The organism is Bacillus sp. FSL K6-0268 (genome assembly GCF_038005425.1).
Lineage (GTDB): Bacteria > Bacillota > Bacilli > Bacillales > Bacillaceae_G > Bacillus_A > Bacillus_A thuringiensis_S.
Genome location: NZ_JBBOTF010000001.1, coordinates 5110919 through 5123193 on the forward strand (window position 1 = coordinate 5110919; position 12275 = coordinate 5123193).

The window sequence follows — 12275 nt, forward strand, 5'->3', positions numbered from 1 at the left end:
TTCACTTTATGACGAAATAGTTCTTCTTTTGTCAGCAGGAAGGATTCTTATTTTATATCACGAAAATCTTTATGTATGTGAATAAGTAAAGTTTGAGCATAAGGAGGAAATCGTGTGAGTCTTTCCATGCAATTAGAAGTAAAACGTGACGTCCTATGTGTGAGACTAGAGGGTGAATTAGATCATCATACGGCTGAAGAGTTGCGAACGAAAGTAACAGATATGATTGAGACACATGGTGTTCATCATATTGTTTTGAGCCTAGAGAACTTATCGTTTATGGATAGTTCTGGTCTAGGTGTTATATTAGGCCGATATAAACACGTAAAGGGATTAGGTGGAGAAATGGTTGTTTGTGCAATTTCACCGCCTGTTAAGCGTTTATTTGAAATGTCGGGCTTATTCAAAATCGTTCGCTTAGAAGAAAGTGAAGCGCACGCGCTCGCGACGTTGGGGGTGGCATAGATGAGAAATGAAATGAACCTTCAATTTTCAGCATTAAGTCAAAATGAATCATTCGCTCGCGTTACAGTGGCGGCTTTCATTGCACAACTAGATCCAACGATGGAAGAATTAACGGAGATCAAAACAGTTGTGTCAGAAGCGGTTACAAATGCAATTATTCATGGATACGAAGGAAATGCAGAAGGTATTGTTTATATTTCTGTAATTTTGGAAGAAGCAATGGTGAAACTCACGATTCGAGATGAAGGGATTGGAATCTTTAACTTAGATGAAGCGAGACAACCCCTTTTTACAACTAAACCTGAATTAGAGCGTTCCGGAATGGGATTTACTATCATGGAAAATTTTATGGATGAAGTAGAAGTTATTTCAAACGAATCTTTCGGGACAACAATCCATTTGACAAAATACTTATCAAATAGTAACGCTCTATGCAATTAAGGAGAATAGCCTATGGACATAGAGGTCAAAAATGAGAAGAAGAAACCTCAGTTAAAGGACCACGAGCTAAAAGCGTTAATTCAAAAAAGTCAAGATGGAGATCAACAGGCGAGAGATACAATCGTTCAAAGTAATATGCGTCTCGTTTGGTCGGTTGTACAGCGGTTTCTTAATCGAGGATACGAACCAGACGATCTATTTCAAATTGGATGTATTGGGCTCTTGAAATCGGTAGATAAATTTGATTTATCTTTCGACGTGAAATTTTCAACATATGCAGTTCCAATGATTATTGGAGAAATACAACGTTTTTTACGTGATGATGGATCAGTGAAAGTTAGTAGGTCTTTAAAAGAAACAGGGAACAAAATTCGAAAGATGAGAGATGAGCTTTCGAAAGAGTTCGGAAGGGCTCCAACGATTAATGAGGTGGCAGAGGCGCTAGAACTAACGCCAGAGGAAGTTGTTCTAGCACAAGAAGCGAGCCGGGCGCCTTCATCTATACATGAAACTGTATATGAAAACGACGGTGATCCAATCACTATTTTAGATCAAATTGCAGATCAATCTGAAACGAAATGGTTCGATAAAATTGCTTTAAAAGAAGCGATTAGAGAACTAGATGAACGAGAGCGCTTAATTGTATACTTGCGTTACTATAAAGATCAAACACAGTCAGAAGTAGCAGAGCGCATAGGTATTTCGCAAGTACAAGTTTCAAGACTTGAAAAGAAAATATTAAAACAGATGAAAGATCGAATAGACGAATAATTGTCTATTCGATTTTTTTATGAAGTTAATAGGAGAGAGATGTTAATTTTCGAAAAAATTAACAGAATTTATTGATAATTTAGTTAATTTAAAATATAATCCAAGTATGAACTTGTCATAAAGGGGGGAAGGAAACATGGAAACGAGGCAACAATGGGGAACGAGAGCTGGATTTATTTTCGCAGCGGTCGGATCTGCCGTTGGATTAGGAAACATATGGCGTTTTCCTTATACAGCGTATGAAAATGGCGGCGGGGCATTCTTTTTACCGTACTTATTTGCATTATTAACGACGGGTATTTCATTGTTAGCATTTGAGTTTGCTCTTGGTCATCGTCATCGTGGCTCAGCACCACTTACATTTTTCCGTATTAGCCCGCGTGCCGAATTTATTGGATGGTGGCAAATGTGCGTAACATTTATTGTTTCAACATATTATGCAGTGATTATTGCTTGGTCTATATCGTATACATACTTTGCAATTACTGGAGCATGGGGAAAAGACACGCAATCATTTTTATTTAAAGAGTACTTACATGTTGCAGATAAGCCAGGACAATTTGGAGGACTTGTACCGGAAGTATTAATTCCGTTAGCTCTCGTTTGGATTATTGTGCTTGGCGTTGCATTTAAAGGAGTTAAAAAAGGAATCGAAGTTGTTAACCGTATATTTATTCCTTTATTAGTTGTTATGTTCCTTATTATCGTCGTTCGTGCAGTGACGATGGAAGGTGCTATGCAAGGACTAGATGCATTCTTTAAACCAGATTGGAGTCGTATTTTTGATGGGAAAGTATGGCTTGCTGCTTATGGTCAAATATTCTTTAGTTTATCTTTAGCATTTGGAATTATGATTACGTATTCTAGTTATTTACCGAAAAACTCTGATACAACAAATAATGCCTTTATTACTGGATTCGCAAACTCAGGATTTGAATTATTAGCAGGTATTGGAGTCTTTGCAGCTCTTGGATTTATGGCAAATAATATGGGAGTACCGGTTGATAAAGTAGCAAGTGCTGGCGTTGGACTTGCGTTCGTAGTATTTCCGCAAATTATTAATGAGTTGCCGATGTCACCGTTGTTTGGTGTATTATTTTTCTTATCGTTAACGGTTGCTGGAATCACATCACTTATTTCACTTGCGGAAGTATGCTTTGCCGCTGTATCTGAAAAATTCAGTTTAAGTCGTGAAAAAACCATTGGAATTATGGGAACCCTTCTCGTGTTAGTTTCTCTTGTTTTTGCAACACGTGGTGGACTTATGTTCTTAGATGTTGTCGACTATTTCGCTAATAATTTCGGATTAATTACAATTGCACTTGCGGAAGTAGTTACGATAGGGCTCATTTTACGTCGTTTACCAGTTTATCAAAATCATGCAAACTTTGTATCTGATATTAAATTAGGAACGTTTTGGAGAGTGAGTTTACTCGTTATTACTCCGCTTATGTTAGGGTATATGCTAATTGATGGTACAATCCAAAATATTAAAAAGAACTATGGAGATTATCCGACTGAGTTTGTTGTAACGTATGGTTGGTCGATAGCAGCAGCATTCCTCATAGTTGCAATAATCATTGGTCTGAAAAAATGGGATGCACAAATTCATTCGGACTCTGCCAAACTTGAAAAAGAATGGAAAGATCGAGGTGTTTCATAATGAGTGGATCAGCGATTATGATGATGGTTATTGGAATCGTAGTCATTTGGGGAGGGCTTGCATTAAGTATTGCAAACTTATTTAAGAAAAAGGCATAAGTAAAAAACATCTGCACCAAAATGGTGCAGATGTTTTTTTATGAAAAAATTGTATTAGAAAAAAATTCAATAACCATACTACAACTACGAGGAAGAGTGAAGGGGTGAATGAAAGTTGGAACAAACGATTTATATTAAAATGCGCAATCGTTTAAAAGTTTCTCCTACTTATGAAGTAAAGCTGGGCGATGTTGCTCAACTTGCCGGAGATTCTTCTGTAGTTGAGTTGTTACAAAATGAGATAGTTTACAAAATAACAGCGCATGATAAGACGCATGTTGTAATTGATGTTATGAAAGTAATTGAGATTATTCAACAGAAAGCATCTCATGTACAAATTAATTTACTCGGTTCTGGACAAACTCTTGTTGAAATTATATACGAAAAAAAGAAGGCGCATCCAGTTTTTTTCGGGCTTGTATGGCTGTTACTTTTCATTGGAGCGGCCCTTGCGATCATTTATTTCCATGAAGATGTAAGTATGCAACAAGTACATCAACGGTTATATTACATGATTACTGGAGAATTTAATGCGCAACCACTTTTATTTCAAATTCCTTATTCTTTAGGTCTTGGCTTAGGGATGGTTTTATTCTTTAATCATGTATTTCAAAAGCGAATTAATGAAGAGCCAAGTCCGCTAGAAGTTGAGATGTTTCAATACCAACAGTCGCTTGATCAATATGTAATCGTTAATGAAAACAAGGATAATATGAAACAACTTGCCGATGATTGAGTCTGGATTTGTTATTTTAATTGGTTTAGCTGGAGGGATTGCGGTAGGTAGCGGGTATGTCGCATTTTTAGCTGTACTTGGTATAATCCCCCGTTTAGCTCAATTAACGAGAAGTGGAAAGCATATTCAATATTTTGAGTGGGCAGTCATTGCAGGTACTTTAACAGGGGCTTGGTGTAGTTTGAAAAACATTACATTTCAAACATCGCAATATTGGCTCGTTATATTAGGGATGTTTTGTGGCACGTTCATTGGAATGCTTGCTGCGGCATTAACAGAGGTGTTAAATGTTCTACCTATTTTAGCGAAACGAGTAGGGGTAGAGGGGAAGATTGTTGTTTTACTCATTGCTATTGTACTTGGGAAAGTAATAGGATCGTTGTTTCACTGGATTTATTTCGTAAAGTAGGAGGCAGTATATAAATGACAAGTCAGAAATTGAAGGATGATTACATAAATAAAGTGAAGGAGTATCATCCAAAGCCAAACTATTTACTAAATTGTATCAAAGCATTTCTTGTAGGTGGACTCATTTGTACAGTTGGAGAAGTATTGATGAAATTTTATATACATTATTTTCACTTCAGTGAACAAGAGGCAGGAAACCCAACTGTTGCAACGCTTGTTTTATTATCCGCGATTTTAACAGGATGTGGTGTATATGATAAAATCGGTCAATTTGCTGGAGCAGGATCAGCGGTGCCGGTGACAGGATTTGCAAATTCTATGGCGAGCGCTGCCTTAGAGCATAAGAGTGAAGGGATTGTTCTAGGGATTGCTACAAATATGTTTAAACTGGCAGGAAGTGTAATTGTATTTGGGGTTGTTGGTGCATATATCATTGGGTTAATAAGGTATACCTTTAAAGTTTTTATGTCTTAAAGGAGGGGCTAGTATGAGGTTGACCGGAAAACAAACGTGGGTATTTCAAAATGATATATATGTGAATGCAACGGGTACTGCTGTCGGTCCGAAAGAAGCTGAGGGCCCTCTTGGAAAAGATTTTGATATTTCATACGATGACTTGCATTGTGGAGAGGAAAATTGGGAGCTCGCCGAACGAAGATTAATGTCAGACTCAATTCAACAAGCAGTGCAAAAAGGGAATATAAAAACATCGCAAATTGATTTCTTTTTAGCGGGAGATTTATTAAATCAAACAGTGACAGCAAATTATGTTGCGCGTAAGTGGGGCATTCCTTTTTTAGGAATGTTTAGCGCTTGTGCGACGTCTATGGAGACTTTAGCAGTTGGCTCAGCTTTTATAGACGGTGGATTTGCAAATCGTGTCTTAGCTACAGTAAGTAGTCATAATGCAACGGCTGAAAGACAATTTCGCTATCCAACAGAGTATGGTGGGCAAAAGCCAGGGACAGCAAATTCAACTGTGACTGGTGCAGGATCTATATTAATTAGCAATGAAAAAAGTGCGATTAAAATTACGGCGGCTACAATCGGAAAAGTGCAAGATTTAGGAATCACAAATCCTTTGGATATGGGGGCAGCGATGGCTCCAGCAGCAGCTCATACAATTCAACAGCATTTTGAAGATTTAAGAAGAAGTGCCGATGATTATGATTTAATTGTTACGGGTGATTTATCAGCTGTTGGGACGCCGATTGCAAAACAACTTTTACTTGAGGAAGGTTACGATCTTGGGCATATATACAATGATTGCGGATTGATGATTTATGAATCAAGTCAAGAAGAAGTGTTTGCAGGTGGTAGTGGTTGCGCTTGTTCAGCAGTTGTCACATATGGCCATTTATTACACGAGATGCAAAAAGGGAATTTACAACGAATTTTTGTCGTTGCCACTGGCGCATTATTAAGCCCGATGATGATGCAACAGAAAGAAACGATTCCAACAATTGCACATGGTGTCGTATTTGAAAGAGTTAAAGGAGAGTGAATTGTGGATTTTATATATGCATTTCTTGTAGGTGGAGCTATTTGTGTAATTGGGCAACTATTGTTAGATTTCGCAAAGTTAACACCAGCTCATTTAATGGCAACTTTTGTAGTCATCGGAGCAATTTTAGATGGATTTGGATTGTACGATAAACTAATAAAGTTTGCAGGTGCTGGAGCAACAGTCCCTATTACAAGTTTTGGACATTCACTATTGCACGGAGCAATGCATGCAGCAGAAAAACATGGATATTTAGGAATTGGTATTGGCATGTTTAGTTTAACGTCTGCGGGCATTTCCGCAGCGATATTGTTTTCGTTTTTTATAGCACTTATATGTAAACCGAAAGGATAAATCAAATGAGACGAAGGGTTGTTTTGGTCACAGATGGAGATGAATATGCAAAGCGGACAATTGAGCTTTTAACAAAGGAATTTGGGGGAAGGTGTATTTCAGCATCACAAAGTAATCCAACCAAATTGACAGGGAAAAAAGTTGTTGAGCTTATTATGCAAACGCCATATGACCCTGTATTTGTCATGTTTGATGACAGTGGATTTATTGGAGAAGGATCTGGTGAGAAGGCTTTAAAATATGTGGCTACCCATAAACAAATTGATGTGCTCGGAATTTTAGCAGTAGCGTCTAATACGCATCATTGGGAATGGGCACGTGTAGATGTAAGTGTAGATCGGAATGGGAATTTAACCGAATACGGTGTTGATAAATTTGGACTTCCAGATGGTGAAATTGGCAGGATTAGTGGAGATACAATATATTGCTTAGACGATTTAAATGTTCCTGTCATTGTTGGAGTTGGTGATATTGGTAAAATGTGCGGGAATGATGAATGGGAGAGAGGGTCACCTATTACTAGAAAAGCGATTCAATTAATTTTGGAAAGGAGTGGTTTTTATGACGAAGCCTAAAAAGGTGGATATCCCTATATCAACTTTCATAAGTGACAATGAAAATTATTTAAAGCAGACAGTTGGACTAGGCGTTACATACGATGTTGGCATTCGTAAATTTCAAATTTTGAATAAAGAAATTGGTGTGTTATTTGTAAACGGACTTTGTGATACAAATTATATTATCCCTATTTTAGAAGAAGCGGTGGATACAAATGAGATAAGGGATGTAGAAGAAGATACAGTGAAGCTTTTAGAGAATCGCTTAATCCATCAACAAGTAAGCAAAGTGAAAACGATGGATGAGGTAATGCTCCAAGTATTATCAGGACTCATTGTGATATTTGTGGAAGGTGAAACGGAAGCGTTCGCGATCGATGTTCGTAGTTATCCAGGGCGAACACCGACAGAACCAGATACCGAAAAGGTAGTACGCGGTGCGAGGGATGGGTTTGTTGAAAATATCGTTGTAAATACAGCATTAATTCGTAGAAGAATTCGAGATCCACGTCTTCGAAATGAAATTATTCGAGTAGGAGATAGATCACAAACGGATATTTGTATTACATACGTTCAAGATGTTGCAAATCCAGACTTAGTAAAGATTATAAAACAAGAATTAAATAACATCGATGTAGATGGAATTACGATGGCGGATAAAACAGTAGAAGAATTTGTTGTAAAGCAAAGCTATAACCCATTCCCACTTATTCGATATACAGAAAGGCCAGATGTAGCAGCAAATCATCTACTAGAAGGGCATGTGTTAGTGCTCGTTGACACATCACCAAGTGCTATGATTACACCGACAACATATTTTCATCATTTACAGCATGCGGAAGAATTTAGACAAAATCCAGCTGTCGGTACATTTTTACGCTGGGTGCGCTTTTTAGGTGTTATATTCTCGTTATTTTTATTACCATTTTGGCTAGTGTTTGTATTTGATCCAACTCTTTTGCCAGCAAATCTTGCTTTTATTGGACCGACTAAGATGACGCATTTACCAATTTTATTACAGGTGTTAATGGCAGAGGTCGGACTTGAGTTTTTAAGGATGGCAGCCATTCATACTCCAACGCCGTTATCGTCTGCAGCAGGGTTGATTTCCGCTATATTAATTGGTCAAATTGCAATTGATGTAGGTTTGTTTGTGCCAGAAGTAATTTTGTATGTAGCGGTTTCGATGATTGGTGCATATGCAACACCGAGTTATGAATTAGGATTAGGGAATAAGGTTGGGAAATTGTTTGTTATTATTTTAACAGGTCTCTTCCATGAGATGGGATTTGTAATTGGTATGACGATATTAATTTTATTTTTAACGTCTATAAAAAGTTTACAAACACCTTATTTATGGCCGTTTTTACCATTTGATTGGGGCGCGTTAACAAAAATTTTACTCCGTCCAACAATGTCTAGTTTAAAAGTACGACCAAGTATTGTAAGACCTCAAAATGTAAAAAGACAAAAATAAACGGGATTATACACCCGTTTATTTTTTTTAGCAAAAATTTATTGTTTTTTAACAAAAATCACACATTTTTTGTGTACACTTAGAGTAGATATTGTGTATGGAAGGGGAAGAGGACATGATTAAATTATTTGTAAGTGATTTAGATGACACGCTCGTTTACGATGTGAATCATATGCAAAAAGAAGATGAACGTGCGCTGTGTTGGTTAGCTGAGAAAGGGACAAATATTTGTTTTGCCTCTGGCCGCTTTACACATAGAATTGATGAAGTTGTAAAAAGGTTTTCATTCCCATATTACACAACAGGCTTAAATGGAGCGACAATGTTACTTCCGGATGGGGATTTATTCCATGAATCGAGTTTTGAAAATACGGTTGCCCAGGAAATATATCGATATATACATAAAAAAGGACTAGCGGATATTGTTTGTGCAAATGAGCAGCGATATACAAAAAGGAAAAATGAACAACACCATAATTTTGAAGCGTATATGGGTGTGCATATCGCTGAAATTGAAGCGTTAGAAGAAGAGTTTGGTAAGACTGTGCACCCTGCAAAATTGTTTGTTTTTGGAGAAGAAGAGAAAATTGTGACGTTAGATCAAGAGCTACGAGATACGTTTCAAGGCGAAGCGGAAGTTTTTATATCAGGTAAACGCTATGTTGATATTATGCCAAGAGGCGTGAGTAAGGGTAGTGCTCTAAAGCGACTAATGGACCATTTGCAAATTGAAGCAAATGAAGTTGCTTGTATTGGAGATTCTTTCAATGATATTTCTATGTTTGAAGTAACCCCGCATTCATTTACTCTTCATCATGCCCATCCATATGTAAAGGAGAAAGCAAATCATATAGTGCGTTCGGTTGAAGAGGCTGTTATGAAATTACCGTTACTTGTATAAAAAAGAAGCCCGTCACTGGCGGGCTTCTTTTTTACTTGAATAAAGATTTAACAAAATCAATGATACTTGAGAAGAAATCTTTCACTTTATCTAGAAAACTTTGTCCTTCTTCAGATCCTAAAAAGGCAGAAACGTGTTCTTTTGCTTTGTTTAATTGACTACCAACTTGATTCCAATCGATATTAAGATTTTTCATTTTATCAAATAACGATACTAAGTTATCTAACTGTTCATCTGTTAATGTAATGCCTAATTGATCAGCAATTTTTTTAATTAATGAACGTAAATCTTCTGTTGTTTTTGGCTGTTCTTTTGCAATTTCTTCTTTAATTTTTGCAACAAGTTGAACTGCTTTTTCTTCACCAATTTTATCACCAAGCTGGGCTGTTTGTACCATTTCTTCATTCGCTACTTTTTTAACTTCTTCAGGAATTTGTTTATTGGACGCAGTTTCATATGCTTTCATTAATCCAGTTAAAGCTGCAGTTCCTGAAACTTTAAAAGGTGCGTTAATTTGAATTTCTGCATCTTTTACACCTGCTGTAATCAAAGCGTTAGTGTACATTGCATCTGTTACCCAGTTAATGTTCTTTGATCGTACAATAAGACCAGATCCTGGTTTAGTGTATGTAATCATAGAAGAAGAAATTGCTCTCGTACCAATTTGTGCTTTTGGAACAATGCCTTCTAGAAATTTATGTTCTTCCGCATTAGATACAGTAATAATTGTAGCATCTTTCGGTGCTTTCATTTCTTTTAACAGATCTTGTTTTTGTTGTTCGGATAAGTTCTCTCCTAGTGTAACAATTGATTCTCCCTCGATGATGTCTGCAAATGAAGCTGTTGGCATCATAAATACCGTTACAGCTAATAGCAGAGCTAATAATTTCGTTCTCACGAAAAATCGCTCCCTTTCTCTTTCTAAAATTTTCGGGCAACAAAGTTATTATAGTATATATTTCTTATTTGTCACCTAGCTTTTTCCACATTTCAAAAAAGAAGTATCTAGATTGTCGGATTCTTTTTGTTTCTAGTCATGAATGTGGTAATATAGTGCTGAGATAGTTGAAAGGAGACATATACATATGAAAACTTTAGGATACATATTAATGGAAAACGGTGAAAAAATCGACTTGGAATTTTTCCCAGAAGAAGCACCGAAAACAGTAGAAAACTTTAAAAAATTAGCAGAGCAAGGATTTTATGATGGTGTTACATTCCACCGTGTTATTCCTGGCTTCGTAAGCCAAGGTGGAGACCCAACAGGTACAGGTGCAGGTGGCCCAGGTTACTCTATTCCATGTGAAACTGATGGAAACCCTCATAGACACCTTGTCGGATCACTTTCTATGGCTCATGCTGGCCGTAACACAGGCGGTAGCCAATTCTTTGTTGTTCATGAGCCACAGCCACATTTAGATGGCGTTCATACTGTATTTGGTAAAGCAACAAGCGGTATTGAAACAGTATTAAAAATGCGTCAAGGCGATGTAATGAAAGAAGTTAAAGTTTGGGAAGAATAAGGTAAGGGAAAAGAGAGCTTTTGCTCTCTTTTTTTACTTTTAAATGGGACGGGGTACTTCTTCTGCAGCTCATCATACAAGTAGTATTGTTGCTAAAATATATTGCTTGTGAGAACAAACCTTTAACAAATTACATAGAATACATTACATTATATGTTTCAATAAATATTTTTTGTTATATTAATTTTGCTAGAAGTGTGCTGCTTTAGGGTAACTATTAATGAAGTGATATTGAATGATATGTTTCTTTCCATTCCATATAAAATTTTCTTTTTTTAACTCTATTTATTAAAGGAATAGTGCTGAAACATAGATTTGACTTTCTTCTTTTCGCTTTGTATGATTATCAAGTTGTTTTAGGCTCTTCTCACTCTGTTGAAAATATTGTAAAATGAATATGATATGAAAAGAGTGATTGAGGGGATTACTAGTTTGTAACTTTTGTAAGAAGGGATAAGGGTTATGTTAATTCGTTTTAAAAAAAGTTATGAAAAAATTGCAATGGGGCTTCTTTCGTTTATGCCAACTGAAAAAGATGTGAAAACATTACAATTGACAATGAAAGAATATGAAGCAAAAGATGATTGGCAATTGTATTTGTGGAAAGAGAATGAAGATTTTGTTGGAATAATGGGGATTGTAAAAAAAGAGAATCAAGTATTAGAAATTCAGCATTTGAGTGTCAACCCATCTCACCGTCATGTAGGGATTGGGACAAAGATGGTTCAAGAGTTAAAGAGTAAATTTCTTGAGTTTACAATTTGCGGAAATGAGCAAACAGCAAGTTTTTGCGAAAAATGTAAAGGGCTAGAACAAAATATACATTCGTGAAAGCAGGGATAAGTAGTTTATTATCTCTGCTTTCTTTTTTGTAATTGTTCATTTCGTTCAGTAATGACTTCTGTGCGATCACGCATAGTATGCTTGTTTATAATATATTCACTTGGGATAGCATTCAAATCTTTCCAAGGGAGGTTTTGTTTTTGACATAACTCTGTGCACTGCTTCTCTAACGATGGATCTGATAAGGGTAAAAATAAAGGTACAAAACGTTCTTTTTTATGGATAGATTGCAATCTTTCATTGAGCAAGGAAAGAAGTTGTACTTGATTAATTCCTAAACGTTGTAAAGACACACCGCTTTTTTCTAAAATTGTGATTGCGCTTTTCATCATTTTTGTAGAACCATTCCAGTTATCACGTCTTTGGTGGTATAAAGAAACTGCAATTTGAATGAGACCAACTAAGTAATGATCACGATTTCCTCGTGGTTTTGTCTTCCAGTACTCTTCTAGTATTTCGTGGCATTCAAAATAGTCGTAATCTCCTTGGAAATGAATTAAAAATTGTATGTATTCGGTAGGATACATGTTTTCT

17 protein-coding genes are annotated in these 12275 nt (G+C 36.4%); 15 read left to right on the plus strand and 2 right to left on the minus strand.

Annotated features, from left to right (window positions below; translation table 11 throughout):
- Nucleotides 1-114 precede the first annotated feature (114 nt).
- The 13 genes from spoIIAA to MHI28_RS26840 all read left to right on the plus strand — a co-directional run bounded on the left by spoIIAA (nt 115) and on the right by MHI28_RS26840 (nt 9375).
- Nucleotides 115-465, plus strand: a complete 351-nt coding sequence (gene spoIIAA / locus MHI28_RS26780; protein WP_000059135.1) for an anti-sigma F factor antagonist — start codon at nt 115-117, stop codon at nt 463-465.
- On the plus strand, nt 466-906 hold the full coding sequence (gene spoIIAB, locus MHI28_RS26785) for an anti-sigma F factor (protein WP_001243398.1): 441 nt from the start codon (nt 466-468) through the stop codon (nt 904-906).
- Between the two features lie 12 nt (nt 907-918).
- Entirely contained in the window at nt 919-1677 is a 759-nt protein-coding gene (gene sigF, locus MHI28_RS26790) for an RNA polymerase sporulation sigma factor SigF (RefSeq protein ID WP_000350729.1), read from the plus strand.
- A 136-nt stretch (nt 1678-1813) separates the two neighbouring features.
- On the plus strand, nt 1814-3340 hold the full coding sequence (locus MHI28_RS26795; RefSeq protein WP_000450088.1) for a sodium-dependent transporter: 1527 nt from the start codon (nt 1814-1816) through the stop codon (nt 3338-3340).
- Entirely contained in the window at nt 3340-3438 is a 99-nt protein-coding gene (locus MHI28_RS26800; RefSeq protein WP_000016826.1) for a methionine/alanine import family NSS transporter small subunit, read from the plus strand. Before MHI28_RS26795 ends, MHI28_RS26800 begins: the two co-directional genes overlap by 1 nt.
- 115 nt (nt 3439-3553) lie before the next feature.
- A complete protein-coding gene (locus MHI28_RS26805; RefSeq protein ID WP_000438368.1) occupies nt 3554-4174 on the plus strand; it encodes a stage V sporulation protein AA in 621 nt (206 codons plus the stop codon).
- On the plus strand, nt 4167-4583 hold the full coding sequence (gene spoVAB, locus MHI28_RS26810; protein ID WP_079245884.1) for a stage V sporulation protein SpoVAB: 417 nt from the start codon (nt 4167-4169) through the stop codon (nt 4581-4583). Before MHI28_RS26805 ends, spoVAB begins: the two co-directional genes overlap by 8 nt.
- Nucleotides 4584-4597: 14 nt before the next feature.
- Nucleotides 4598-5056, plus strand: coding sequence for a stage V sporulation protein AC (gene spoVAC / locus MHI28_RS26815; protein WP_000203809.1), 459 nt, complete (start codon nt 4598-4600; stop codon nt 5054-5056).
- Nucleotides 5057-5069: 13 nt separating this feature from the next.
- The gene (gene spoVAD, locus MHI28_RS26820) at nt 5070-6086 is read left to right on the plus strand and encodes a stage V sporulation protein AD (RefSeq protein WP_001241139.1); all 1017 of its coding nucleotides are present in this window, start codon (nt 5070-5072) and stop codon (nt 6084-6086) included.
- 3 nt (nt 6087-6089) lie between these two features.
- A complete protein-coding gene (gene spoVAE / locus MHI28_RS26825) occupies nt 6090-6440 on the plus strand; it encodes a stage V sporulation protein AE (RefSeq protein WP_000345907.1) in 351 nt (116 codons plus the stop codon).
- Between the two features lie 5 nt (nt 6441-6445).
- Nucleotides 6446-7015, plus strand: a complete 570-nt coding sequence (locus tag MHI28_RS26830) for a stage V sporulation protein AE (protein ID WP_001254416.1) — start codon at nt 6446-6448, stop codon at nt 7013-7015.
- Nucleotides 7002-8474 carry a spore germination protein SpoVAF gene (gene spoVAF, locus MHI28_RS26835; protein WP_000165593.1) on the plus strand — a complete coding sequence of 491 codons (1473 nt, stop codon included), beginning with the start codon at nt 7002-7004 and terminating at the stop codon, nt 8472-8474. Before MHI28_RS26830 ends, spoVAF begins: the two co-directional genes overlap by 14 nt.
- 97 nt (nt 8475-8571) lie before the next feature.
- Nucleotides 8572-9375, plus strand: coding sequence for a Cof-type HAD-IIB family hydrolase (locus MHI28_RS26840; RefSeq protein WP_002082221.1), 804 nt, complete (start codon nt 8572-8574; stop codon nt 9373-9375).
- A gap of 31 nt (nt 9376-9406) precedes the next feature.
- Here the strand turns inward: MHI28_RS26840 and MHI28_RS26845 are convergent, their stop codons facing one another.
- A complete protein-coding gene (locus MHI28_RS26845) occupies nt 9407-10273 on the minus strand; it encodes a DUF1002 domain-containing protein (protein ID WP_001259343.1) in 867 nt (288 codons plus the stop codon).
- A gap of 187 nt (nt 10274-10460) precedes the next feature.
- Between MHI28_RS26845 and MHI28_RS26850 the strand changes: the two genes are divergently transcribed.
- Together MHI28_RS26850 and ribT are read left to right on the plus strand one after the other, a co-directional pair.
- On the plus strand, nt 10461-10898 hold the full coding sequence (locus MHI28_RS26850; RefSeq protein WP_000853784.1) for a peptidylprolyl isomerase: 438 nt from the start codon (nt 10461-10463) through the stop codon (nt 10896-10898).
- Between the two features lie 462 nt (nt 10899-11360).
- Nucleotides 11361-11729 (plus strand): GNAT family N-acetyltransferase RibT, encoded by a 369-nt coding sequence (gene ribT, locus MHI28_RS26855; RefSeq protein ID WP_000908401.1) that lies wholly within the window; start codon nt 11361-11363, stop codon nt 11727-11729.
- Nucleotides 11730-11749: 20 nt separating this feature from the next.
- Here the strand turns inward: ribT and MHI28_RS26860 are convergent, their stop codons facing one another.
- On the minus strand, nt 11750-12268 hold the full coding sequence (locus MHI28_RS26860; protein WP_000283612.1) for a DUF309 domain-containing protein: 519 nt from the start codon (nt 12266-12268) through the stop codon (nt 11750-11752).
- Nucleotides 12269-12275 lie beyond the last annotated feature (7 nt).